Raw genomic sequence first — 22,537 nt, forward strand, 5'->3', positions numbered from 1 at the left:
CCTTCGGTCACTCGGGGTCGTTGGCGCGGCCGACCAGGATCACGACCGAGCGCGGGCCGATCAGGTACTTGCCGGCGTTGTCGAGCTCCTGCTCCGTCCCCGGGGTGCGGATGTCGTACGGGGCCTCGGCGCCGGTGTCGGCGAACAGGTGCCAGCTGCGCCCGTGGGGCAGGGCGGGCAGTTCCAGGTCGTGCGCCTCCCAGTGCGAGTTCATGGCGACGTACACCACGTCCTCGTCGGCGGTGCCGCAGCGGGCCACGGCGATCAGCCGGCTCTCCGGCGACCAGTCGGGCTGCCAGGCCCGCTCCCCGTGCCAGCTGATGTCCGGCAGCCCGAGGCTGTCGCGGAGCTTGCCGGTGGGGTGGGTGGTGGAGCGCAGCTCGCGGTGGCGGCCCCGGAAGGCGATCATCTCGCGGGTGAACCGGAGCAGTTCGGCGTTCTCCCCGACCTGGTCCCAGTCGAACCAGGACAGCTCGTTGTCCTGGCAGTACGTGTTGTTGTTGCCCTGCTGGGTGCGGGCGACCTCGTCCCCGGACAGCAGCATCGGGATGCCCTGGCTGGTGAGGAGGATGGCCATGGCGTTCTTCATCTGCCGCAGCCGCAGGGCGTTGACCCCGGGGTCGTCCGTGGGCCCCTCGGCCCCGCAGTTCCAGCTGTTGTTGTCGTTGGCCCCGTCGTTGTTGCCCTCGCCGTTGGCCTCGTTGTGCTTGTCGTTGTACGAGACCAGGTCCGCCAGGGTGAAACCGTCGTGGGCCGTCAGGAAGTTGACGGACGCGGTGGTCCCGCGGCTGGAGTAGAGGTCGGGCGAGCCCGCGATCCGGGTCGCCAGCTCGCCGGTGACCCCGGGGTCGCCCTTGAGGAAGCTGCGCACGGTGTCGCGGTACTTGCCGTTCCACTCGGCCCAGCGGCCGTAGGCCGGGAAGTTGCCGACCTCGTAGAGGCCGCCGGCGTCCCAGGCCTCGGCGATGAGCTTGGTGTGCCGCAGGACGGGGTCGAAGGCGAGCATCTCCAGCAGCGGCGGGTTGGGCAGCGGAGTGCCGTCCAGGTCCCGGCCGAGGATGGCCGCGAGGTCGAACCGGAAGCCGTCGACGTGGTAGTCGGCGACCCAGTGGCGCAGGCAGTCGAGCACGTAGTTGCGCACCACGGGGTGGTTGCAGTTGACCGTGTTGCCGGTGCCGCTGAAGTTGAAGTAGTACCCCTCGGGCGTGAGCATGTAGTACGTGGCGTTGTCGAGGCCCTTGAAGGAGATGGTCGGGCCCTGCTCGTTGCCCTCGGCGGTGTGGTTGAAGACGACGTCGAGGATGACCTCGATGCCGGCCGCGTGCAGGTCCTTGATCAGGGTGCGGAACTCGTCGCCCTGCATCCCGTAGCGTCCGGTGGCCGCGTAGCCGGCCTTCGGCGCGAAGAAGGAGACGGTGTTGTAGCCCCAGTAGTCGTAGAGCTTCTCGCCGGTCTCCGGGTTGCTGCGCGGGTTGTCGCTCTCGTCGAACTCGAAGACGGGGAGCAGCTCGACGCAGTTGACCCCGAGCTCCTTCAGGTACGGGATCTTCTCCCGCAGCCCCGCGAAGGTGCCGGGGGCGGTGACCCGCGAGGAGGGGTGCCGGGTGAAGCCGCGCACGTGGGCCTCGTAGACGACGAGGTCCTCGGCGGGGATCCCCAGCGGGGTGTCGTCGCCCCAGTCGAAGTCCTGGAGGCAGACCCGCGAGCGGTACTGGTAGCCGCGGCTGCGGTCCGGCTCCACGCCCCACACGTCGCGGCCGGCGATCAGCCGGGCGTAGGGGTCGGAGAGGACCTGGCGGGCGTCGAAGCGGTGGCCGGTGACCGGGTCGTAGGGGCCGTCGGCCCGGTACCCGTACTCGATGTTCTCGTGGTCGAGGCCGAAGACCGTCATGGAGAAGACGCTGCCGGTGCGGAACTCCTCGGGGAATTCCAGCTCGGCCATCGGCTCGGGCTCTCCGCGCTTGTAGATGACCAGGGTCATGGAGGTGGCCTGGTCGGAGAAGACGGAGAAGCTGACCCCGCCGGGGACCACGTTGGCCCCGAAGGGGAACGGCTTGCCCGCGCGGACGCGGTACCCGCCCACCTCGTGGGTCGGGTACGCGTCCACGCGCAGCACTCGTTCGGAGCGGGCCTCGCTCATCGCGCGGCCTTGGCCCGGCCGGCGGCGGCCGCGGCCTCGCCGGTCTCGAAGAAGTCGAGGAAGCCGGTGGCCGACATGACGAACCGGACCTCCTCGCTCACCCCGTACAGGGTGACGGCGACGCCGGCGTGCTGGGCCTCGCGGTAGACGACCAGCAGGGTGCGCAGGCCGGCGCTGGAGACGTAGGTGACGGCGGTCAGGTCGATGCGCAGCGGCCGGCCCTCGCGGACCAGCGGCAGCAGGGTCTCCAGCAGGGTGCCGGAGGTCTCGCTGTTGATCTCGCCGGTGGCGACGAGGACGGTACCCGTCTTGTTGCGGCGTTCCTTCACGTTCAGACTCATGTCGTGCTTCCCCTCTGGTTGGGGCGCCCCCCGTTGGGCACTACTTCTGGGCCACCGGCCGGAGCCGGACCTTGACCTTCACCCGTCCCTGGACGTCGGGGAGGTGGACGGTCAGCTCGTCCGCGTCGAACTCCTCGTACGGCTTCTCGTCGATCTCCACGGACGCGATCCGCACCGAGCCCGCGGGCAGCAGGTCGGGCGAGACGCGCAGCGTCCGGCCGGGCAGGTCGGTCGGGTCGGGCTGGAAGTGGAAGTCCATCTCCCGGCCGTTGATGAGCAGGTTGTTGTAGACGGCGGCGAGGTAGCACAGCTCCGCCGAGTGGTACATGGACATCGAGTGGCTGCCCTTGAGCCGCTCGGTGCCGAGCAGGTACGGCGTGCCGCTGGCGAGCACGTTGAAGTACACGGCCCCCTCGTCGTGGTCGAGGAAGAAGGTGTTGTAGAAGGCCTGCGCCTGGCGGGCCTCGCGCAGGTTCGCCTCGCCGCCGACGGTGCCGTTCAGGATGAGGTAGGCGAGGATCGCCTGCTCCTGCTGCCACCAGGCCTTGCGGTCGTGCCAGGCGAAACGGTACGTCTCCTGGTCGCCCTCCTTCACCCGCTCCACGACGTCGTACCAGCCGCCGCGCTGCTGGTCGCTGCCGACGGCCGGCATGATCTCGCCGATCCTGCGGGCGAGCTCCTCGTAGGCGGGCTTGGCCTTCAGCGAGTTCATCCGCATCAGGTTCCAGGCGATCTTCAGGTTGTGCCCGACGACCGCGCGGTTCTGCTGCCAGCTGTGCGCGGTGTCGTGCGACCAGTCGCGGAAGAAGCGCTCCTGGACGAAGGGGCTGTTCTTGTAGTCCGGGAACTTGTCCGCGATGGTGTCGAAGGTGTACTCGAGGAAGTCGGCGTACTTCTGGTCGCCGGTCGCCAGGTACAGGTTGATCAGGTACGCGGGCGCGTGGTCGCCGACCGAGTTCCAGTTCTTGCGCTCGGCGTTCTCGCCGAGGGACTCGTGGTCCGGGCTGAAGAGGATCGGGTCGACGTGCGAGAAGTAGCCGCCCTGCTCCGGGTCGAGGAAGAACTTGTCGAACAGCCGGATGGTGGCGTCGGCGTCGTTCTTGATCCGGACGTCGCCGGTGATCCGGTAGGTCTGGATCGGGCCGGCCAGGGCGTAGATCTGCTCGTACATCGGGATCGCGTCGTAGTCGTCGGAGAACTCCGAGGTGAACAGCTTGCGCTCGGTGTCCCCGTCGACGCTGATGCCGTGGTACCAGTAGACGACGTCTTCCTCGGTGTCCACGACCCGCATGTGCTTGCGCAGGTACTCGGTGCCGCGCTCGGCGACCTCCAGGTACTCGTCCCTGCCGGTCAGCAGGTAGGCCGAGGCCATGCCGTAGACCAGGCGGGAGATGGTGTCGGTCTCCTGGACGTGGCTGGCGGTCTTGTCGCCGCCGAGCCGGATCTCGGTGCGGTACCGGTTGAAGTCCACCGGCCCGTCGCCGAACTGCGCCCGCTTGTAGAAGTCGGCCAGGGACTCGATCTGCTTGACCCACCAGCCGGCGTCCTCGAAGCGGTAGTCCTCGGCGCTGCGGCCCAGGAACACCAGCCGCTTGGCGTCGAAGCGCCCGCCCTGCTCGGGGTAGTGGACGCCGTAGGCGAAGAGGAGGCGGCCCGGGGAGAGCATCTCGTCGATGTGGCCGGAGGCGTCGATGTAGGGCTCGTCCAGGTTGCGGACCAGCTCGGCGCTGGGGCCCGAGGCGAGCGAGACGTCGAACTCCCGGTCGTCGGCGGTCTTCAGCCGCAGCAGCCGCGCGACGGAGTCGAAGCGGACGACGTAGCCCGCGATCGTGTCGGAGAAGGAGAAGCCGGTCGTGCCCGCCATGTCATGCACCTTCCTTGTCGTGTGAGCGGTCGTCCTCGAATCCCTGACTGACCTCGACGATCACCCCGTCGGGATCGCGGACCCACACGGTCCGCCAGCCGCAGACGAAGTCGTCGAAGTCCAGCGGCCCCAGGGTCACGTCGGCCTCGTCGCCCAGTTCCGCGAGGAACGCGTCGACGCTGTCGGTCTGGAAGGCCAGGTGCCGGATCCGGCCCGGGGCCGGCGGCCCGTCGTCGTGGGCCGGACGGGCCGGCTCGGCGGCCGACCCGAAGAGCTCCAGGTACGCGTCCCCCTTGCGCAGGAACACGATCCGCGCCTCCCCGAGGTCGACCACCCGGGCCCGGGTGAAGCCGAAGTAGCGGGTGTAGAACTCCTCGGTGCTCTTTTGGTCGGCGCAGTTGAGGCCCACGTGCGACCAGGCCATCGGGCGGTCGGCGGCGCCGGCCATCAGACGCTCCCCCGGCCCCGCCCGGCCGCCACCAGCTCGATGATCCGGCGGGCGAAGAGGTGGTGGTGGGCGCCGGTGCGGCCGGTGACCAGGTCCCCGTCGACCACCACGTCCTCGTTGACGTACTCGGCGCCCATGTTGCGGACGTCGCCGATGAGGTTGTTGTGGCAGACCACCTTGCGGCCGCGGACCTTGTCCGGGATCGAGGAGGCCAGCCACATGCCGTGGCAGATGATCCCCTTGAGGACCGTGGGCTCCTCGAAGGCCCGGCGCAGGAACTCGGTCGCGGGCGCCAGCACGTCCACGTCCTCGGTGTAGCGCAGCCGGTCGGCGACCATGCCCGAGGGCACGATGACCGCCGCGTACCGGCGCAGCTCCTCGTCGCCCAGCCCCTCCAGGGACTTGTCGGCGGTGAACGGCGCCCGGTACTCGTGCCCGGAGAAGGTGATGGAGTCGTTGCCCCACAGCCGGGTCAGGAAGTCGACCTCGGCGCCCTCCTCCGCGAAGCGGCTGCGGTAGTAGAAGATCTCCGGCTCGTAGAAGTCGCTCTCGACCAGGACCGCGATCCGCGTCCCGCTCAGCGCGCCCTCGCGCAGTACGACGTCAGGCACGTCGGGCCCCCCTGTTCCGGCCGGTGAGGAAGTCCGCCGCGCGCTCGGCGATCATCGCGATGGCGGTGTGGCAGTTGCCCGACGGGACGGCCGGCATCACGCTGGCGTCGACGACGCGCAGGTTCCGGACGCCGTGCACCCGCAGCTCGGGGTCGACGACGGCGAGGTCGTCGACGCCCATGCGGCAGGAGCCCGCCTGGTGGTGGTAGCTCTCCGCCTTCTGCCGCACGAAGGTCCGCAGGTCCTCGTCGGTGACGGCGCCGGGCCCCGGCTGGAGCTCCTGCTTGTACCAGGGCGAGAAGGCCGAGGTGGCGAAGATCTCCCGGGCGAGCTTGACACCCTGCACCATCCGCTCCAGGTCCCAGCGGTCGCCCAGGTAGTTCGGGTGGATCAGCGGGTGGGCGAGCGGATCGGCGCTCGCGAGCCGGATCCAGCCGCGCGAGACGGGGCGGACGACGCCGGGGAGGATGGACACCGTGTTCGGGTGGTCCTGGCCGACGATCACGTCGAAGGGGACGTGGACGAAGGCGATCTGGAGGTCCGGCGCGGGCAGCCCGGGCCGGGAGGAGAGGAACAGGGCGCTCTCCGACAGGTTCTGCGCCGGCGCCGGGAGCTCCTGGGTGACCTCGGCCATCAGCCCGGTCAGGACGTGGTTGTGGAAGTTCTCGCCGACCCCGGGCACGGCCGCGGTGACCGCGATGCCGTGCTCCCGCAGCCGTTCGGGGTGCCCGATGCCGGAGAGCAGCAGCAGCTTCGGGGACTCGATCGCCCCGGCGGCCACGATCACCTCGCGGCGGGCCCGTACGGTGTGCGTCCCCGGGGCCGGCGCGGTGCTGTGGCCGTCCCGGACGGTACGGCCCGGGATCTCCGCCGGGGGGCCGCTCTGGACGTACTCGACGCCCGTGCAGGTGTCCCCGTCGAAGAGCAGCCGGGTGGACTGGGCGCTGGTGCGCAGGGTCAGGTTGGGGCGGGTGAGGGCCGGCTCCAGGTAGGAGGCCAGGGTGCCCTGGCGGCGGCCGTCGGCCACGTCGATGTGGTGCCAGCCGGTGCCGAAGAGGCCGCCGCGCGGGCCGTCGGTGTTGAAGTCGTCGATCTCGCCGTGGCCGAGCTCGACGGCGGCGTCGATGAAGGCGCGGGAGACCGGGTTGGGCCCGTGCCGCCCCGCGTTGGTGACGCGCTGGGGTCCGGCGGTGCCGGTGGTGGGGGCGGTGACGTCCTCCTGGGCCTCCAGGAGGGCGAAGTACGGCAGCACGTCCTCGTACGCCCAGCCGGCCGCGCCCTGGTAGGCCCAGTTGTCGAAGTCCGAGGCGTGGCCCCGGATGTGCATCATGATGTAGAGGTTGCTGCTGCCGCCGGGGGCCTTGCCGCGCGGTTCGTACGTGCGGCGCCCGCCCAGGCCCGGCTGAGGGACGCTGGTGTAGCCCCAGTCGACGGGTCCGCCGAGCAGCTTGTACCAGGAGGACGGGTCGTCCACCTCGGGCGGGATGCGGTGGCCGCCGGCCTCCAGGACCAGGACGGAGACGTCCGGGTCGGCGGAGAGGCGGTCGGCGAGGACGCTGCCGGCGGTGCCGGAGCCGACGATCACGTAGTCGTACTGCTCTGTGGCCACGGTCCGGTCCCCTCAGTCCTGGCTCAGCACCTGGAAGGGGACGGTGTCGTGGTAGTTCGCCATGTAGGCGATCCGGCCGTCCACGATCCGGAAGAAGTTCATCACCTCGGCCTCGATGGCCTGGCCGGAGGGGCTGACGGCGGTGAGGTGGGAGACGGCCGCGGCCTTCTCCCCGTCGACCAGGAAGTGCACGGGCTCGTTGCGGAAGACCCGGTACATGGTCCCCATGCCCTTCATCATCGAGCGCAGGGTCTCCAGGCCCTCGATGTGTCCGGCGAGCTGCTCGTCCATGACCTGGTCCTCGGCGAACAGGTCGCACCAGCGGTCCCAGTCACCGGCGTTGGCGTACTCGTAATACTTGGTCAGGATCTCTCGGGCGTCCATCGCGTCTCTCATCCCCCTATCGGTCCCTGCGGGTGCCGTCCGGCGCGAAGGGCGCCCAGAACTGGCTGAAGGCACTGGCCGTGTCGCCGAAGAGCCCGTCGCGGCCCTCGACGACCCGCCCGTCCCGCCACCGCATGAAGTGGAAGACCGGGTAGTCCATCCGCTCGTACGGGGAGCCGCTCGCCGGGTCCGCGCCGTCCCGCAGGGCGGTGTTGCGGCAGACGTCGGCGCTGCAGTCCGGTCCGGTGAGGACGGCCTCCAGCTCCATGCGGAAGGTGCCGCCGGTGAGCTTGTGGGTCTGGCCCATCAGCTCCAGGAAGGCGTCCAGGCTCTCGTACCAGCCGGCCAGCGGGTGGTTGCCGGGCACCAGCCAGCGCAGGTCCTCGGAGTAGTACTCCAGGATGCGCGCGCGGTCTCCGGAGCCGAGGGCGCGGTAGGCGGCCTCGACCCGTTCGCGGGTCACCTCGGTCATCGCCCCGGCCCCCTCAGAGCGAGCCCGAACCGGGCATCGGCGCCAGTCCGTTGACGGTGTACTGCTTGATCTGCGGTCCGTCCGCGCCCGCCACCAGGGTCCAGGTCTGGTCGGCGTCGAAGCCGAGCCACTGGCTGCGGGCGGCCGGCGCGTCCCAGATCTTGGCCTGCCAGTTGACGAGGACGCGGACGACCGCCCGGTCCCCCTCGATGACCGGCTCCACCTTGGTGACCGTGTGCACCTCGTCGAAGAACCGGTGGGTGACGGCGTCGTACCAGCGGGCGAAGCCCTGGTGGCCGAGGAAGGTGTCCTCGGGGACCTTGAACTCCAGGTCCTCCGTGATGAGGGCGAGGACCTGCTCCAGCGGGAGGTGGCGGTCCAGGGCCACGTACCAGTTCTCGGCGAAGGTGCGGATCGCGTCCTCGGTCAGCCGCTCGGCGGGCATGCGGTCTCCTCCTGTTCGGTGTGGTCCGGTCGGTTCAGATCTGGACGTCGACGAGGAACGGGCCGGGGTGGGCCAGCATCCGGTCCACGGCGGCCGCCGCCTCGTCCGGCTTCTCCACCCGCGTCCCGTCGGCGCCCAGCGCCCGGGCCAGCCCCGCGAAGTCGATCTCGGGGCGGGAGAGGTCGAAGGAGCCCGGGAAGGGGTGCTCGGCGATGTCCCGTTCGCGCCAGTACTGGGCGATGTTGTCGTCGAGCAGCCGGTACTTGCGGTTGTTGCAGACCACGAACTTGGCGTCGATCCCGTGCCGGACCGCCGTCCACAGCGCCTGGTAGGTGTACATCGACCCGCCGTCGCCCGCGAAGCCGACGACGAGCCGGTCCGGGCGGGCCAGCTTGGCGCCGACCGCCCCCGGGAAGCCCACGCCCAGCGAACCGCCCCGGGTGAGGTGGTAGTCGCCCGGCCGCTCCGGCGGCAGGTGGCGGGTGACCAGCGGGGAGGTGGTGAGCGCCTCGTCGAAGACGATCAGGTCCCCGCGGGTGCGTTCGGCCAGGGTCCGCAGGAAGACGCCCATCGGCGTGTCGTCGTCCGGGGACGCCTGCCCGGCGGCACGGACCCGCTCCCGGGTCCGTACGTCGATCCGCGCGGCCGCCGCCGCCCGCCGGGCCGGGGTCAGCCGCTGTTCCAGTACGACGGCCAGCGCGCGCAGCGCCTGGCGCGGGTCGGCGGCCAGTCCGAGGTCGACGGGGTGGTTCTTGGCGATCTCGTAGGCGTTCAGGTCGATGTGCACGACCTTGGCGCCGGGCCGGAAGGGGCTCTCCAGTTCGGGGAACACCTCGGGGAAGACGTAGGTGCCGACGATCAGCACCCCGTCCGCCCCGCCGACCAGCTCCTTGCTGTGCGGGCCGAACATGTGGCCGGTCTGGCCCCGGCGCAGCGGGTGCGAGGCCGCGATGTTGACCTCGGAGGAGTCGACCTCGTACACGTCGGCGCCCAGCAGCTCGGCGACGGCGGCGAGTTCGGCCTGCGCCCCGGAGAGCGAGACCCCGTCCCCGACGAGGACCACCGGGCGTTCGGCGGAGGCCAGCAGCTCGGCCGCCCGGCCCACCGAGGCCGGCGAGGGCGCCACGTCCGTGAGCGGCACCGTGGCGGGCAGGACGGGCTCGGAGTTGAGCTCGTCCAGGACGTCCATGGGCAGCGCCACGAACACCGGTCCGCGCGGCGGGGTCAGGGCGATCTTCACGGCCCGCCGGATCGTGCGCAGCACGGACCGGGGGTCGGTGACCCGGGTCGCGTACTTGGTGACGGGTTTGGCCATGGCCACCAGGTCGGAGGCCATCTGGGCGTCCATGGCGTCGTAGCGCACCCCGGCGTCGCCGGCGACCACCACCAGGGGCGTGTGGCCGCGCAGCGACTGGTAGAGCATCCCGATGCCGTTGCCCAGCCCCACTCCGGAGTGGAGCTGGAGCAGCGCCGCACCCCCGGTGGCCCGGGCGTAGCCGTCGGCGATGCCGGCGGCCACGGTCTCCTGGAGGGCCAGGACGTACTGGAAGTCCGCCGCCGCGTCGACCGCGTCGAGGAATCCCTGTTCCACCGTTCCCGGATTTCCGAACATCACCGTCAGGCCGTCGGCCTTGAACTGCTCGATCAGCCTTTCCCGTCCGGGAGTGGCTTCGGAATTCATCGGACTCCCCCTCATTCCCCTACCACCCGTAACGGGTGAGACCGTTCTCCAGGACTTCCACGATCTTCTGCCCCGTGAGATACGAGTCGGGGGTGGAGCGCCCGGTGACGAAGGGATAGTCGACTATCACCGACAGCGGGTGGCCGAAATTCCCGTGATAGGCGCCGCGCGGGCCGGTCGCGTCGCGCAGGATGTACTCCAGCGGGTACGGCGGCGGGCCCATGTTGAAGTCGGTACCGAGGAATCCGGTGCCGTCCTTGTAGTCGTACTCCTTGCAGTGGCCGGTGACGTGCTTGCCCCAGATGATGCTCTTGCGGTCGCCCCAGTCGCGGGCGAAGGCCAGGCAGGCGACGCCGTAGCACTCGGCGGCCACGACCTTGCCGGCGTCCTTGAAGGCCAGGATCAGGGCGTGGACCCGCTCGTTGTTGGCGAGGTCCACGATGGGACCGCTGCCGCCGACGATGAGGACCGCGTCGTAGCCGGCGATGTCGGCCTGGAGCTTCTCCAGGTCGCGGTGGTACTGCTCCAGCTTGCGCAGGTACTCGCCGTCGCTCGTGTACGGGCGCTCCGGCACCCACGCCTCGATGTCGAGGGGCGTGTCGAGGCGGTTCGACTGCTCGAACTCCCGGCCCAGCCGGGCGTTCTCCTCCGAGGTGACCGAGCGGCCGAGCGGAGGGTCGACGAAGTTCGGGTCGAGGCTCGGCGGAAGCGCGTGGGCGCGCTTTCCGGTCGGCGTGGCGAATGTGATCTCGTAGCCCTGCTCGTCGAACTTCGAAACGGGACCGATCAGTTCCTCGGACCAGTAACCGTGTTCGGAGACAATGACCAGAATCTTTCTGCTCACGGATTCCTCCAGGCGCGGCCTGTTGTCGTTTGCGTCCCCAACACTGGGGGCGCCCGGAGCCTGCGTCAAAGGGCTGGAATGCGACTTCGTGAGGTAGCGGGCAAGGTCGTGGCGGCACCTCACCTAGTAGCCCCGCGAGGTCAGGAAGTACGTGCCGGACTTCCTGACCTCGGCCGGATCGCTGAACCATTTCAAGATCCCCGATTTATGGTCTGGACGCGCCGTGCCGGTCGGGCGCGCCGGGTCAGGAGTGCGTGAGGAGAGGGACGGGGACGATGACGAAGGACCTGTTGTGCACACACGTCGACCAGATACGTGCCGTGAAGCCATCGGCCGAGGGCTGCGAGGAGTGCCTGCGCCTCGGGGACGTCTGGGTGCACCTGCGGATGTGCCTGAGCTGCGGACACGTCGGATGCTGCGACTCCTCGAAGAACCGGCACGCCACCCGGCACTTCCGGGCGACGGCCCACCCGATCGCGGCCTCGCACGAGCCCGGTGAGGACTGGGCCTGGTGCTACGCCGACCAGCTCATGCTGGAGCCGGCGTGAGCGCGGCCCAGGGGAGCCCCGCCTCCCCCGCCACGAGCGCCGCCGCCTCGGGGAGCCCCGAACGGGCCGAGAGCCGCAAGCCCGTGATCCTGGCCGTGGACGACGACCCTCAGGTGCTGCGGGCGGTGCGCCGGGACCTGCGCAGCGCCTACGGGGACCGCTACCGGGTGCTCGGCGCCTCCTCGGCCGCGGACGCCCTGAAGATCCTGGACTCCCTCGACGAGCGCGGGCACGACCCCGCGCTGTTCCTCGTCGACCAGCGGATGCCGGACGTCACCGGCGTGGAGTTCCTGCTGGAGGCCGTCAGCCGGTTCCCGGACGCCCGCCGGGTGCTGCTGACGGCGTACGCGGAGACGGACGCGGCCATCACCGCCATCAACCGGGTCCGGCTGGACTACTACCTGCTCAAGCCCTGGGACCCGCCGCACGAGCGGCTCTTCCCGGTCCTGGACGACCTGCTCTCCGACTGGCTGGCCACCTACCGGCCGGCGTACGACGGGATCATCGTCGCGGGCCACCTGGTCTCCCCCGGCACCCACGCCGTCCGGGACTTCTTCACCCGCAACGGGCAGCCGTTCCGCTTCCTGAACGTCGAACGGGACCCCGAGGCGCTGACGGTGATCGCCGACGCGCAGGCCGGTGCCGCGCTGCCGCTGGTGCGCTTCCCCGACGGCTCGGTGCTCACCGCGCCGACCGACACCGAACTCGCCCGGCACCTGGGCCTGGCCACCACCGCCTCGCGCCCGCACTACGAGTGCGTCATCGTCGGCGCCGGCCCGGCCGGGCTGGCCGCCGGGGTGTACGCGGCCTCCGAGGGCCTGTCCACGCTGATGCTGGACTCCCGCGCGCCGGGCGGCCAGGCCGGTACCTCCAGCCTGATCGAGAACTACCTCGGCTTCCCCTCGGGCCTCTCCGGCGGGGACCTGACCCGCCGGGCCACCATCCAGGCCTCCCGGTTCGGCGCGGAGATCCTGCACCCGGTGGAGGTGGTCTCCCTCACCCGGGACGACCCGGCGAAGATCCTGACCCTGGCGGACGGTACCGAGATCAGCGCCGAGACGGTGCTGCTGGCGACCGGGGTCTCGTACAACCGGCTGCAGGCCCCCGGCGCGGACCGCTTCGAGGGCGCGGGGCTGTACTACGGGGCGGCGACCACGGAGAGCTCGGCCTGCATCTCCCAGCACGTGTTCATCGTGGGCGGCGCCAACTCGGCCGGGCAGGCCGCGGTGCACTTCGCCAAGTACGCGGCCCGGGTGACCATCCTGGTCCGCGCGGCCTCCCTCGACGCGAGCATGTCCCGCTACCTGATCGACGAGATCGAGCGCACCCCGAACATCGAGGTGAAGGTGCGCACGACCGTCACCGCCCTGGACGGCGGGGAGCACCTGGAGCGGATCACCCTGCACGACGCGGACACCGGCGAGGACCGGGAGGTCCCGGCCCGGTTCATGTTCACGTTCATCGGGGCGCGCCCGCACACGGACTGGCTGTCGGGGGTGGTGGAGCGCGACGAGTACGGCTTCGTCCTCACCGGCTCCGACCTGATCGCCAACGGGGGCGAGCTCCCGGCGGAGTGGAGCCTGGAGCGCGCGCCCTACCCGCTGGAGACCAGCGTCCCCGGGGTCTTCGCGGCGGGCGACGTACGGGCCCACTCGGTCAAGCGGGTCGCCTCGGGCGTGGGCGAGGGGGCGATGGCGGTCTCGCTGATCCACCGCTACCGCTCGATGGGCTGAAGCCGAGAGCGAACGCCCGGGCCCTTGCGATCAAGAGGAGAGTGGACGCAACGTTGATTACATGATTACAGCCGAACAGAGCGAGAAGCTCCGCGCGTGGTTCGCCGAGCGCCTGCCGGTGGACGTCTACGAGTCCCTCGTCTCGGTCACGGTCGACCGGGAGGAGATCACCGTCGTCGGCGCCGTCCCGGCGTCCGAGTCGGTCAAGGAGTTCCGCGAGCGCACCCGCGAGCAGCGCGTCGAGGTGGCCCGCGAGGCCGAGGAGCTCTACCGCCGCAAGGTCGCCTGGGGCGTGAGGTCGGGTGAGGAGACCGTGCTCTTCACCCACCTCGCGGTCCCCGTCATGACCCGGCTGCGCCAGTCCGAGCGCCAGGTGCTCGACACCCTGGTCGCCGGCGGTGTGGCGCGCAGCCGGGCGGACGCCCTGGCCTGGTGCGTACGCCTCGTCGGGGAGAACGCCGACGAGTGGCTCCGGGAGCTGCGGGAGTCCCTCGACGAGGTGCGCCGGGTCCGCGCGCAGGGCCCCGACCTCCAGAAGTCTCAGCCGGAGTGACGGAAATCCCCACCGGGCACTGATGATCCCGGAAAGTATCCGGGACGACCTGATCCCAGGGAGAGGCACGCACACCATGACCACCACCGTCGAGTACATCCGCTACCGGATCGCCTCGCAGGACCAGCAGGCCTTCGAGGAGTCGTACGCCCGCGCGGCCGAGGCCCTGGCCGCCTCGCCCGAGTGCATCGACTACGAGCTGGCCCACAACACCGAGGACACCGAGCGGTACATCCTGCGGATCCGCTGGACCTCGGTCGACGCCCACCTCAACGGCTTCCGCAAGGGCGAGCACTTCCCGGCGTTCTTCCAGGCGATCCGCCCGTACGTGACGAACATCGAGGAGATGCAGCACTACACCGTCACCGACGTCGTCGGCCCGGGAAAGGCCGCCGGACAGTCATGAGCACCACGCCCACGATCTACGAGTGGATGGGCGGCGCGGAGGCGATGCGCCGCCTCACCGACGTGTTCTACGACCACGCCCTCCAGGACGAGATCCTCGCCCCCGTCTTCGCGGGCATGGACGCGGAGCACCCGCAGCACGTCGCGGTCTGGCTGTCGGAGGTCTTCGGCGGCCCGGCCGACTACTCGGCGCACCACGGCGGCCACATGCACATGGCCACCAAGCACCTGGGGCGCGGCATCACCGAGGAGCAGCGCCGCCGCTGGGTGGACCTGCTGCTGGACACGGCCGACGAGGTCGGCCTCCCGACGGACCCCGAGTTCCGGGCGGTGTTCGTCTACTACATCGAGTGGGGCACCCGGATGGCCCTGATCTACTCGGGCCCCAACCCGCCGCCGGTGGACGCGGCCGACATCCCGGTCTGGTCCTGGGGCCAGACCCCGCCGTGGATCCCGAAGACGGCACAGGACTGAACGAGGAGGCCCGCCTCCGGATCCAGCCCCGCCGGCGATTGAGGCGCGGGGGTCCGGGGGCGGAGCCCCCGGCAACGGACCGCACCCGAGGACCTGCACCCGCACCCGCCCACGGGCCGCCGCTCAGCCGGCCAGGACCACCGTCAGCGGCGGCGCCCCGGCCTGCTCGCGCCAGAACTCGGCGGCCTCCTCCAGGATCTCCCCCAGCGTCTCCCAGTCCTCGTCCCGCTCGGCGGCGTACCCGCGCCAGGACGTCACCGCCAGCAGCCGCCCCGGCGCCTCCGGCAGCCAGGACAGGTCGATCAGCGCGTCGGCGAGCGCGTCCCAGTTCCCGCCGAACCACTCCGGCACCCGCAGGGCCGCCGCGCAGCGCCGCATCAGTGCCGCCTTGCTCCGCACCCCGTCCAGGTCCAGCCGCACGGTCGTCCAGCCGGCCTCCTCGGCGGCGGCCAGGGCGGGGGCGAGCGGCTGGGGGGCGAGGGTCATCGGAGAACCGCCTTGAAGGTCTCGTAGTGGTCGTCCGTGTAGTAGAACTCCCCGCCCCCGCCGGTGATGATCCGGCGGGCGCCGCGGTCACGCGACCCCGGGGTCCTGACCGTGTACTCGTGGTAGTAGCCGCGCTTCTGCTTCGGCAGGACCTTCTCGAAGTTCCCGAAGACGGTCCCGTCCTGCCGGTACGGGTACGGGCCGCCCTTGTCGATCAGCGCGAGCACCTCGCGGGCCTGCGGGGGCAGCGCGTCCGCCCGTACGGTGGCCATCCCCTTCGCCCACGAGGGCGCGGGGGCGGCGCTGGCCCCCGTACCGGCGGGCGCGGCCCGCTCCGTCTTGCCGCCGCAGGCCACGGCCGCCGTCAGCGCGAGGCACAGGAACAGGGCCCCCAGCGCGCGCCGCAACGACCGGGGCACGTTCCGAAAGATCATGCACCGATCGTGCCAAATATCCGTTTTCCCGGCCACCCGCCGGACCGGAGCCCGTCAGAGCACGGACATCCTGTTGTACGGGCTGAGGACGCGTTTGCGCACCGAGCCGAAGTCGACGCAGACGGCCACGCCCTCCTCGACGTCGACCACCCGGCCGAGGCCGTACGCGTCGTGACTCACCCGGTCGCCCACTCCGAATCGCCGCACGGGCGGCTCCACGGGGGGCGCGAAGGGACTGGACGACAAATGGCGGCGTGACGCCGCGGGTCTGGTCATCGGACTCAGTATGCGCCCCGAGAGCCGCCCCCGGGCCGCCGCTCGGGTCTCGATTGCGGCACGGGCACCTCCGGGGGACGGCCGGCGCCGTTCCCGTCAGTCGTCCGGGTCCGCGCGCTCCAGCGCGGGCCGCAGCCCCGGGGCGGACTCGGTCAGCAGGTAGTCCGCCACCGCCGTGTCCGTCACCAGGCTGGTCACCAGACCGGAGCGGAGCACCGCGCCGATCGCGGCGGCCTTGCGCAGCCCGCCCGCGATCGCCACGACCTCGGGGATCCGGCGCAGCCGGTCGGCCTCGACGGTGATGCACCGCTCGCCGAGGTCCCGGCCGACCCGGCGGCCCTCCGCGTCGAAGAGGTGGGCCGACATCTCGGCCGCCACGCCCAGGGAGGCGTAGTGCGCCCGCTCCTCGTCCGTGAGCATGTCGTGCACGGTCGAGATCCCCGGCTCCCAGGAGCCGATGGACACGGCCGCCACGGTGACCTTGTCGAAGTACTCGAAGGCCCGCGCGATGCCCGTCTGGTTGCGCAGCGCCGCCGCCGTCGCCGGGTCGGGCAGCAGCATCGGCGCGTAGATGGGGTGCGCGTCCCCGCCGGAGACCTGCGCGGCGCGCCGCACGGCCTCCACGGACCCGCGCTCGGCCGTCCCGGCGTCGTACACGCCGGTCAGCTGGACGACCGTGCACGGCGGCAGCCGGTGCAGGGAGGCCGCCATGTGGATGGTGGAGCGCCCCCAGGCCAGACCGAGGACGTCGCCCTCGTTGACGAGCTCGCCCAGCAGGTCGGCCGCGACCGCCCCGAGGTTCTCCGGATCGGGCGCGTCCTCGCTCGCGTCGGCCGGGGACTCGACCACGACGGCGTGCCGCAGCCCGTACCGGGCGCGGAGCGCGTCCGAGCGCTCCGCGTCCAGTTCCGCCGGTACCCGGATCTCGATGCGGACGAGGTCGCGTTCGAGGGCGGTCTCCAGGACCCGGGCCACCTTGAAGCGGCTCACGCCGAACTCCTCGGCGATCTGGATCTTGGACTTGCCCTCCAGGTAGAAGCGGCGCGCCATGGCCGCCGCCTGTACCAGCTCCGCGGGTCCCATCCGCAGGGCTGACCGTCCCGCCGACATTGCAGACACCGCGCTCTCCTCACTGCTCTTCACACTGTCGTGTTCACACTCTCGACTCGCCGTTCATCCTGTCAGATCCGACGGCCGTAGATCAGCCTGGACGGCTTCCGTTCACCGAGCTGTTCACCAACGCTTGGCTCAGTGGTCGCAGGCCCAGGGCGCCGCCGCGATCGCCGCACCCGCCTGGTCACGCAGAGTCCGCACCGCGGCGGCCGGGTCGACCGCCCCGTAGACCGCGCTGCCGGCCACGAACACGTCCGCGCCGGCCTCCGCGACCCGCTCGATCGTGGTGGCCGAGACACCGCCGTCGACCTGCAGCCACAGGTCCAGTCCGTGCTTGGCGATCAGCTCCCGGGTCCGGCGGACCTTGGGCAGCATGATGTCGAGGAAGGACTGGCCGCCGAAACCGGGCTCGACGGTCATGATCAGCACCATGTCGAGCTCGGGGAGGATGTCCTCGTACTGCTCGATCGGGGTGCCGGGCTTGAGCGCCATGGCCGCCCGGGCGCCCTTGGCCCTGATCTCGCGCGCGAGGCGCACCGGTGCCGCGGCGGCCTCGGCGTGGAAGGTCACCGAGCCGGCGCCCGCCTCCACGTACTGCGGCGCCCACCGGTCGGGGTCCTCGATCATCAGGTGCAGGTCGAGCGGGATGTCCGTGGCCCGGCTCAGGGACTCCACGATCGGCACGCCGAGGGTGAGGTTCGGGACGAAGTGGTTGTCCATGACGTCGACGTGCAGCCAGTCGGCCCCCTCGACGGCCCTGGCCTCCTCGGCGAGACGGGCGAAGTCGGCGGACAGGATGCTGGGATTGATCTGAACGGCCATGCCCCAAGCCTGCCATGCCCCCGCCCACTTCAGGCCACGGCCCTGGAACTCGGGCTCCCGGCAGTGCCGCCTGCCCCTCCGGGGCGCCCCGGACCGCGACAATGGCCCTCCCCGCGACTGCCTGGAGGACTGTGTGAAGACGGCTCTGACGAACGTCCGCGTCTTCGACGGCCGGCGGCTCCTCGAACCGGCCACCGTCGTCGTCGACGGCGCCCTCATCGGGACCTCCGCGGAAGGTGCCCGCACGCTCGACGGCGGCGGCGCCGTCCTGCTGCCGGGGCTCATCGACGCCCACGTCCACCTGCACGGCCCCGAGAACCTCCGGCGGCTGCGCGACCACGGGGTCACCACCGCCCTGGACATGGCCACCTGGCCCCCGGCCCTCGTCGACTCGCTGCGCGGGGTTCCCGGGCTCACCGACGTCCGCAGCCCCGGCACCCTCGCCATCGCGGCGGGCGGCCTGCACTCCGGGATGCCCGGGGTGCCCCCGGACAGCGTGGTGACGGGCCCCGGGGACGCGGAGCGGTTCGTCGCGGCGCGGGTGGCCGAGGGCGCGGACTACATCAAGATCGTCGCCGACCGGCCCGGGCCCGGGGCCCTGGACCAGCCCACCCTCGACGCCCTGGTCGCCGCCGCGCACGCGCGCGGCAGGCTGGTCGTGGCCCACGCGGCGGCCGTCGAGGCCTACGCCATGGCCCAGGAGGCCGGGGCCGACGTACTCACCCACGTCCCCGGCGACCACGCCCTCGACGCGGCCGCCGCGGCCCGTATGCAGGCCGCCGGACGGGCCGCCGTGCCGACCCTGACCATGATGGAGGGCCTCGCTGCGGCCGGGCTGCCGGGCGTGGACTACGCGGCGGCCCGGGGAAGCGTCGCCGCCCTGCACCGGGCGGGGGTGCCGGTCCTCGCCGGGACCGACTCCAACGCCACCCCCGGCGTCCCCTTCACCCCGGAGCACGGCAGCAGCCTCCACCACGAGCTGGAACTGCTCGTGGACGCCGGCCTGTCCCCGCTGGACGCCCTGCGCGCCGCCACGGTCCTGCCCGCCCGCCACTTCGGCCTCACCGACCGGGGCGCGGTCCGCCCCGGCCTGCGCGCCGACCTCGTCCTGGTCGACGGCGACCCCCTCGCCGACGTCCGCGCCACCCGCCGGATCCTGCGCGTGTGGTGCGCCGGCGCCGAGCACCCCGCCGGCTGAGCCGGACCGTCAGGCGGTGCGGCGCAGCAGGGCCAGGTACATCGCGTCCGTACCGTGCAGGTGCGGCCACAGCTGGACGTCCGGGCCGTCGCCGAGGGCCGGGACGCCCTCCATGTACGGGCGGGCGTCGATCAGCTCGGCCGCGACGGGCAGGTTGCCCGCGCCCCGGCCCTTGAGGACGTCCTCCACCACGACCCGGGTCTCCGCCAGGTGCGGGGAGCAGGTCGCGTAGCCCACGACGCCGCCGACCCGCACCGCGGACAGGGCCTCGCGCAGCAGGGCGCGCTGGAGCGGCGCGAAGCCCTCCAGGTCCTGCGGGCGGCGCCGCCAGCGGGCCTCCGGACGGCGCCGGAGCGCGCCCAGGCCGGAGCAGGGGACGTCCATCAGCACCCGGTCGAAGGAGCCCGGGCGCCACGGCGGGCGGGTGCCGTCGGCGGCGATGACCTGGTACGGGCCCGGGTTGCCGGCCAGCGACCGCTCCACCAGGCGGGCCCGGTGCGGCTGCTTCTCGGAGGCCAGCAGGAAGGCACCGCGCCCGGCGGCCAGCGCGCCCAGCAGCGACGCCTTGCCGCCGGGGCCCGCGCAGCCGTCCAGCCAGCGCTCGTCCCGGCCCTCGACCGGGGCCGCCGCCAGGGCCATGGCCACCAGCTGGCTGCCCTCGTCCTGGACTCCGGCGCGGCCCTCGCGGACCGCCTCCAGCGCGCCCGGCTCGCCGCCCTCGGCCATCCGCACCGCGTACGGGGACCAGCGGCCCGGCAGCGCCGACTCCTCGCCGAGCGCCTCCACGAGCTCCTCGGGCGTGGACCGGCCCGGCCGCGCCACCAGCGTGACCTCGGGCCGCTCGTTGTCGGCCTCCAGGAGGTCCTCGATCCCGGCCCGGCCGCCGCCCAGCGCGTCCCACAGGGCGCTGACCACCCAGCGGGGGTGGGAGTGGTAGACCGCGAGGTGCTCCTCGGCGTCCTCGTCGTACGGCGGCGCGACCCGCTCCAGCCAGCCGTCCAGGTCATGGGCGGCGATCTTGCGCAGGACGGCGTTCACGAACTTCGCCCGCCCGTCGCCGAGCACCACCCGGGCCAGCTCCACGCTCGCCGAGACGGCGGCGTGCGTGGGGATGCGGGTGCCCAGCAGCTGGTGCGCGCCGAGCGAGAGCACGTCCAGGACCGGCGGGTCCACCTCGCGCAGGGGCCGGTCGACGCAGGCGGAGATGATCGCGTCGTACGTGCCCTGGCGGCGCAGGGTCCCGTAGACCAGCTCGGTGGCCAGGGCGGCGTCGCGGGCCTGGAAGGACTCGTTCTGGCGGGCCTTCTTCAGCAGCGGGGGCAGGACGAGGTTCGCGTACGCGTCGCGCTCGTCCACCGCCCGCAGCGCCTCGAAGGCCAGCATCCGGACGGGGTCCTTCTGGGGCCGGCGGTAGGGCTTGGCCGGCCGGCCGCCCGCGGCGGGGCTGCGACGGGGCTGGGGGGACTTTTCGCTCACGTGGAAGGTGCTCCGGAGGTACGAGGTGCCGAGGTCCTGCGGGGTTTACGGGTGCCGCGGGTCCTGCCGGGGAGGCGGGGCCGTGCGGGGTGGTGCGGGTGCCGCGGGTCCTGCCGGGATGGGAGGGCCGTGCGGGTGGTGCGGAGGCCGCGGGTCCTGCCGGGCGGCAGGGCCGTGCGGGTGGTGCGGGTGCCGTCGGCCCCGCCGGGGTGGCGGGGGCCGCTGCGGGTGTGCCCGACCCCGTCGAGCGGTGCGCCGACGGGGGCGGGGCGCGGATGGAATCAGCCTACGTCGGTCCCGCCCAGGCGCTCGCCGGGAGCGATCCGCACCCCGCGAGCCCAGTCGGCGCCCTTCATCGGCTTCTTGCCCTGCGGCTGCACCCAGAGCAGCTCGACGGCGTGCGAGCCGGTGCCGACGTACACGTTGTTCTTGGCCGGGGCCAGGACGCCGGGCGTGAGGTCGGTGCGGTCGGAGACGAGCCCGACGGAGATCAGCTTGAGGCGCTCGCCGCGGAAGACGGTCCACGCGCCCGGCGCCGGGGTGCAGCCGCGCACGACGCGGTCGGCGCGCAGCGCGGGGGCGTTCCAGTCGACGCGGGCGTCCTCGACGGTGATCTTCGGCGCGAGGGAGACCCCGTCGGCGGGCTGCTCGACGGCGCGCAGGGAGCCGTCCTCGATGCCGTCCATGGTCGCGGTCAGCAGCCCGGCGCCGGCGAAGGCGAGGCGGGTCAGCAGGTCGCCGCTGGTGTCGGTCGGGCGGATGTCCTCGGTGAGGACCCCGAAGACCGGGCCGGTGTCGAGCCCCTCCTCGATCCGGAAGGTGGAGGCCCCGGTGACCTGGTCGCCGGCCATGATCGACTGCTGGACGGGGGCGGCGCCGCGCCAGGCGGGCAGCAGCGAGAAGTGCAGGTTGACCCAGCCGTGGGCGGGGATGTCGAGGGCGCTCTTGGGGAGCAGCGCGCCGTACGCGACGACCGGGCAGCAGTCCGGGGCGATCTCGCGCAGCCGCTCCTGGAACTCCGGGTCGCGCGGGCGGACCGGCTTGAGGACCTCGATGCCGGCCTCCTCGGCGCGCTCGGCGACCGGGCTGGCCACCAGCCGGCGGCCGCGGCCGGCCGGGGCGTCGGGCCGGGTGACGACGGCCGCGACCTCGTGCCGCCCGGAGGCGATCAGGGCGTCCAGGGCGGGCACGGCGACCTCGGGGGTGCCTGCGAAGACGAGCTTCACTGGGGTCCTACCTCGCTATCTCGGCGTCAGCAGCGGTCCAGTCTAGGGGGCGTGGTCCCCCGGGCCCACCTGCGGGATCGGGGGCGTACGCACACACGCGCGCCTCTCGCATATGCCGACACGCCCCCAGGGCGTGACCTGGGCGCACGTTGGCGCGTTGGTCAAGAGAGATTGACCGAAACGGGCCGCGATCAAGAACGGTGTCTGCGGCCCGATCCGCTCTTCAGCACCGGTTCGAGAGGCTTCTCCATGGCCGACCACGCCACCCATGACGCCCAAGCACGGGCCAGTCTGCACCTCCTGGTGCGGGACATCGAGCGGGTTCGCCGGCAGGTGGACGCACTGCGTACGCTCACCGCCCAGCTCGGCAACGTGTACCGCCCGCGCCGCTCCGGGCCCTCCACGGGCTTCGTCGTCTACGGCAGGGCGCCCGCGCCCACCGTCCGCCTCGCGCAGGAGCTGCGGGACAGCGTCGAGACGCTCGTCACCGCGGCGGTGGACTTCGACCGCTCCCTGGGCTTCTCCTGGGACGCGGTCGGCTCGGCGCTCGGCGTCACCAAGCAGGCCGTGCACCGCCGCTACGGGGCGCGGCGCGCGCAGGCCGCCGAGGCCGCGGAGCCGGTGGCCGAGGCCGGGACGACCCGGACGCTGGGGCCGCTGCCGACGATCCCGGCGGCGCGCTCCGTGCCGCCGCAGCCGGTCCGCGAGGACACCCAGGCGGCTGCCGCCGCCGCAGCCCCGGCGGCCCGCCAGTCGGCCTTCCCCGGCCCCCGCAACGGCTGACCCCACCCGCCGCCGGGACGCCGACCCCCGACGGCACCGACCCTGCGGGGCGAGGTCCCCCACCCGCCCTTCGCCCGTTCCCTGGGGCTCCGCCCCAGACCCCGCGCCTCAATCGCCGGCGAGGCCATGAATAGCCCGCGCGGCGTTTGAGCGCACGGGCTCGGAGCGCAC

25 protein-coding genes are annotated in these 22,537 nt (G+C 72.3%); 7 read left to right on the top strand and 18 right to left on the bottom strand.

The window, feature by feature from the left end; translation table 11 throughout:
- Positions 1-7: 7 nt before the first annotated feature.
- The 11 genes from glgX to AB0O29_RS12265 are packed head-to-tail and all read right to left on the bottom strand — an operon-like array spanning position 8 to position 10,839.
- On the bottom strand, positions 8-2,140 hold the full coding sequence (glgX, locus tag AB0O29_RS12215) for a glycogen debranching protein GlgX (protein ID WP_365150075.1): 2,133 nt from the start codon (positions 2,138-2,140) through the stop codon (positions 8-10).
- Entirely contained in the window at positions 2,137-2,481 is a 345-nt protein-coding gene (locus AB0O29_RS12220) for an STAS domain-containing protein (protein ID WP_365150077.1), read from the bottom strand. The genes glgX and AB0O29_RS12220 overlap by 4 nt, the downstream gene beginning before the upstream one ends.
- 40 nt (positions 2,482-2,521) lie before the next feature.
- Complete coding sequence (locus AB0O29_RS12225; protein WP_365150080.1) at positions 2,522-4,345, bottom strand: AGE family epimerase/isomerase; 1,824 nt, start codon at positions 4,343-4,345, stop codon at positions 2,522-2,524.
- Position 4,346: 1 nt separating this feature from the next.
- On the bottom strand, positions 4,347-4,793 hold the full coding sequence (locus AB0O29_RS12230) for a VOC family protein (protein ID WP_365150083.1): 447 nt from the start codon (positions 4,791-4,793) through the stop codon (positions 4,347-4,349).
- Positions 4,793-5,404 (bottom strand): DJ-1/PfpI family protein, encoded by a 612-nt coding sequence (locus AB0O29_RS12235; RefSeq protein WP_365150086.1) that lies wholly within the window; start codon positions 5,402-5,404, stop codon positions 4,793-4,795. The genes AB0O29_RS12230 and AB0O29_RS12235 overlap by 1 nt, the downstream gene beginning before the upstream one ends.
- Positions 5,397-7,013 carry a GMC oxidoreductase gene (locus tag AB0O29_RS12240; protein ID WP_365150089.1) on the bottom strand — a complete coding sequence of 539 codons (1,617 nt, stop codon included), beginning with the start codon at positions 7,011-7,013 and terminating at the stop codon, positions 5,397-5,399. Before AB0O29_RS12240 ends, AB0O29_RS12235 begins: the two co-directional genes overlap by 8 nt.
- A gap of 12 nt (positions 7,014-7,025) precedes the next feature.
- A complete protein-coding gene (locus tag AB0O29_RS12245) occupies positions 7,026-7,397 on the bottom strand; it encodes a nuclear transport factor 2 family protein (RefSeq protein WP_365150092.1) in 372 nt (123 codons plus the stop codon).
- A gap of 16 nt (positions 7,398-7,413) precedes the next feature.
- Positions 7,414-7,869 carry a nuclear transport factor 2 family protein gene (locus AB0O29_RS12250; RefSeq protein ID WP_365150095.1) on the bottom strand — a complete coding sequence of 152 codons (456 nt, stop codon included), beginning with the start codon at positions 7,867-7,869 and terminating at the stop codon, positions 7,414-7,416.
- Positions 7,870-7,882: 13 nt separating this feature from the next.
- Positions 7,883-8,314: a nuclear transport factor 2 family protein gene (locus AB0O29_RS12255; RefSeq protein WP_365150098.1), complete on the bottom strand. Its 432-nt coding sequence runs from the start codon at positions 8,312-8,314 to the stop codon at positions 7,883-7,885.
- Positions 8,315-8,348: 34 nt separating this feature from the next.
- Complete coding sequence (locus AB0O29_RS12260; protein WP_365150101.1) at positions 8,349-9,995, bottom strand: thiamine pyrophosphate-binding protein; 1,647 nt, start codon at positions 9,993-9,995, stop codon at positions 8,349-8,351.
- Between the two features lie 19 nt (positions 9,996-10,014).
- Positions 10,015-10,839 (bottom strand): type 1 glutamine amidotransferase domain-containing protein, encoded by an 825-nt coding sequence (locus AB0O29_RS12265; RefSeq protein ID WP_365150104.1) that lies wholly within the window; start codon positions 10,837-10,839, stop codon positions 10,015-10,017.
- Between the two features lie 275 nt (positions 10,840-11,114).
- Here AB0O29_RS12265 and AB0O29_RS12270 point away from each other — a divergent pair, with 275 nt between their 5' ends.
- The 5 genes from AB0O29_RS12270 to AB0O29_RS12290 all read left to right on the top strand — a co-directional run bounded on the left by AB0O29_RS12270 (position 11,115) and on the right by AB0O29_RS12290 (position 14,552).
- A complete protein-coding gene (locus tag AB0O29_RS12270; RefSeq protein ID WP_365150107.1) occupies positions 11,115-11,387 on the top strand; it encodes a UBP-type zinc finger domain-containing protein in 273 nt (90 codons plus the stop codon).
- A gap of 83 nt (positions 11,388-11,470) precedes the next feature.
- Complete coding sequence (locus AB0O29_RS12275; protein ID WP_365150148.1) at positions 11,471-13,120, top strand: FAD-dependent oxidoreductase; 1,650 nt, start codon at positions 11,471-11,473, stop codon at positions 13,118-13,120.
- A gap of 61 nt (positions 13,121-13,181) precedes the next feature.
- The gene (locus tag AB0O29_RS12280; protein ID WP_365150110.1) at positions 13,182-13,673 is read left to right on the top strand and encodes a hypothetical protein; all 492 of its coding nucleotides are present in this window, start codon (positions 13,182-13,184) and stop codon (positions 13,671-13,673) included.
- Between the two features lie 76 nt (positions 13,674-13,749).
- Positions 13,750-14,079, top strand: coding sequence for an antibiotic biosynthesis monooxygenase (locus AB0O29_RS12285; protein WP_365150113.1), 330 nt, complete (start codon positions 13,750-13,752; stop codon positions 14,077-14,079).
- Positions 14,076-14,552 carry a group II truncated hemoglobin gene (locus tag AB0O29_RS12290; protein WP_365150116.1) on the top strand — a complete coding sequence of 159 codons (477 nt, stop codon included), beginning with the start codon at positions 14,076-14,078 and terminating at the stop codon, positions 14,550-14,552. Before AB0O29_RS12285 ends, AB0O29_RS12290 begins: the two co-directional genes overlap by 4 nt.
- A 123-nt stretch (positions 14,553-14,675) precedes the next feature.
- On the opposite strand, the gene AB0O29_RS12295 is transcribed toward AB0O29_RS12290, so the two are convergent.
- The 5 genes from AB0O29_RS12295 to rpe form a co-directional block, all read right to left on the bottom strand.
- Positions 14,676-15,038 carry a barstar family protein gene (locus AB0O29_RS12295; protein ID WP_365150119.1) on the bottom strand — a complete coding sequence of 121 codons (363 nt, stop codon included), beginning with the start codon at positions 15,036-15,038 and terminating at the stop codon, positions 14,676-14,678.
- Entirely contained in the window at positions 15,035-15,472 is a 438-nt protein-coding gene (locus tag AB0O29_RS12300) for a ribonuclease domain-containing protein (protein ID WP_365150122.1), read from the bottom strand. Before AB0O29_RS12300 ends, AB0O29_RS12295 begins: the two co-directional genes overlap by 4 nt.
- Before the next feature lie 54 nt (positions 15,473-15,526).
- On the bottom strand, positions 15,527-15,748 hold the full coding sequence (locus tag AB0O29_RS12305) for a hypothetical protein (protein ID WP_365150125.1): 222 nt from the start codon (positions 15,746-15,748) through the stop codon (positions 15,527-15,529).
- A 96-nt stretch (positions 15,749-15,844) separates the two neighbouring features.
- A complete protein-coding gene (locus AB0O29_RS12310; protein ID WP_344159804.1) occupies positions 15,845-16,858 on the bottom strand; it encodes a sugar-binding domain-containing protein in 1,014 nt (337 codons plus the stop codon).
- A 138-nt stretch (positions 16,859-16,996) separates the two neighbouring features.
- Entirely contained in the window at positions 16,997-17,683 is a 687-nt protein-coding gene (gene rpe / locus AB0O29_RS12315) for a ribulose-phosphate 3-epimerase (protein ID WP_365150127.1), read from the bottom strand.
- A 133-nt stretch (positions 17,684-17,816) separates the two neighbouring features.
- On the opposite strand from rpe, the gene AB0O29_RS12320 reads away from it, so the two are divergent.
- Positions 17,817-18,881 carry an amidohydrolase family protein gene (locus AB0O29_RS12320; RefSeq protein ID WP_365150130.1) on the top strand — a complete coding sequence of 355 codons (1,065 nt, stop codon included), beginning with the start codon at positions 17,817-17,819 and terminating at the stop codon, positions 18,879-18,881.
- A gap of 9 nt (positions 18,882-18,890) precedes the next feature.
- Here the strand turns inward: AB0O29_RS12320 and AB0O29_RS12325 are convergent, their stop codons facing one another.
- Together AB0O29_RS12325 and fmt are read right to left on the bottom strand one after the other, a co-directional pair.
- A complete protein-coding gene (locus tag AB0O29_RS12325) occupies positions 18,891-20,357 on the bottom strand; it encodes a transcription antitermination factor NusB (protein WP_365150133.1) in 1,467 nt (488 codons plus the stop codon).
- A 281-nt stretch (positions 20,358-20,638) separates the two neighbouring features.
- Positions 20,639-21,583, bottom strand: a complete 945-nt coding sequence (gene fmt / locus AB0O29_RS12330; protein ID WP_365150136.1) for a methionyl-tRNA formyltransferase — start codon at positions 21,581-21,583, stop codon at positions 20,639-20,641.
- Positions 21,584-21,832: 249 nt separating this feature from the next.
- Here fmt and AB0O29_RS12335 point away from each other — a divergent pair, with 249 nt between their 5' ends.
- Positions 21,833-22,366 (top strand): hypothetical protein, encoded by a 534-nt coding sequence (locus tag AB0O29_RS12335; protein WP_365150139.1) that lies wholly within the window; start codon positions 21,833-21,835, stop codon positions 22,364-22,366.
- Positions 22,367-22,537 lie beyond the last annotated feature (171 nt).

Origin of the sequence: Streptomyces sp. NPDC089915, assembly GCF_040684675.1 — a bacterium.
In the GTDB taxonomy this organism is placed as follows: Bacteria; Actinomycetota; Actinomycetes; order Streptomycetales; family Streptomycetaceae; genus Streptomyces.

Coding starts and splice junctions, on each gene's coding strand:
- glgX (WP_365150075.1), bottom strand. CDS start 2,140: ATGAGCGAGGCCCGCTCCGAACGAGTGCTGCGCGTGGACGCGTACCCG.
- AB0O29_RS12220 (WP_365150077.1), bottom strand. CDS start 2,481: ATGAGTCTGAACGTGAAGGAACGCCGCAACAAGACGGGTACCGTCCTC.
- AB0O29_RS12225 (WP_365150080.1), bottom strand. CDS start 4,345: ATGGCGGGCACGACCGGCTTCTCCTTCTCCGACACGATCGCGGGCTAC.
- AB0O29_RS12230 (WP_365150083.1), bottom strand. CDS start 4,793: ATGGCCGGCGCCGCCGACCGCCCGATGGCCTGGTCGCACGTGGGCCTC.
- AB0O29_RS12245 (WP_365150092.1), bottom strand. CDS start 7,397: ATGGACGCCCGAGAGATCCTGACCAAGTATTACGAGTACGCCAACGCC.
- AB0O29_RS12250 (WP_365150095.1), bottom strand. CDS start 7,869: ATGACCGAGGTGACCCGCGAACGGGTCGAGGCCGCCTACCGCGCCCTC.
- AB0O29_RS12255 (WP_365150098.1), bottom strand. CDS start 8,314: ATGCCCGCCGAGCGGCTGACCGAGGACGCGATCCGCACCTTCGCCGAG.
- AB0O29_RS12260 (WP_365150101.1), bottom strand. CDS start 9,995: ATGAATTCCGAAGCCACTCCCGGACGGGAAAGGCTGATCGAGCAGTTC.
- AB0O29_RS12270 (WP_365150107.1), top strand. CDS start 11,115: ATGACGAAGGACCTGTTGTGCACACACGTCGACCAGATACGTGCCGTG.
- AB0O29_RS12280 (WP_365150110.1), top strand. CDS start 13,182: ATGATTACAGCCGAACAGAGCGAGAAGCTCCGCGCGTGGTTCGCCGAG.
- AB0O29_RS12285 (WP_365150113.1), top strand. CDS start 13,750: ATGACCACCACCGTCGAGTACATCCGCTACCGGATCGCCTCGCAGGAC.
- AB0O29_RS12290 (WP_365150116.1), top strand. CDS start 14,076: ATGAGCACCACGCCCACGATCTACGAGTGGATGGGCGGCGCGGAGGCG.
- AB0O29_RS12295 (WP_365150119.1), bottom strand. CDS start 15,038: ATGACCCTCGCCCCCCAGCCGCTCGCCCCCGCCCTGGCCGCCGCCGAG.
- AB0O29_RS12300 (WP_365150122.1), bottom strand. CDS start 15,472: ATGATCTTTCGGAACGTGCCCCGGTCGTTGCGGCGCGCGCTGGGGGCC.
- AB0O29_RS12305 (WP_365150125.1), bottom strand. CDS start 15,748: ATGACCAGACCCGCGGCGTCACGCCGCCATTTGTCGTCCAGTCCCTTC.
- AB0O29_RS12310 (WP_344159804.1), bottom strand. CDS start 16,858: ATGTCGGCGGGACGGTCAGCCCTGCGGATGGGACCCGCGGAGCTGGTA.
- rpe (WP_365150127.1), bottom strand. CDS start 17,683: ATGGCCGTTCAGATCAATCCCAGCATCCTGTCCGCCGACTTCGCCCGT.
- AB0O29_RS12335 (WP_365150139.1), top strand. CDS start 21,833: ATGGCCGACCACGCCACCCATGACGCCCAAGCACGGGCCAGTCTGCAC.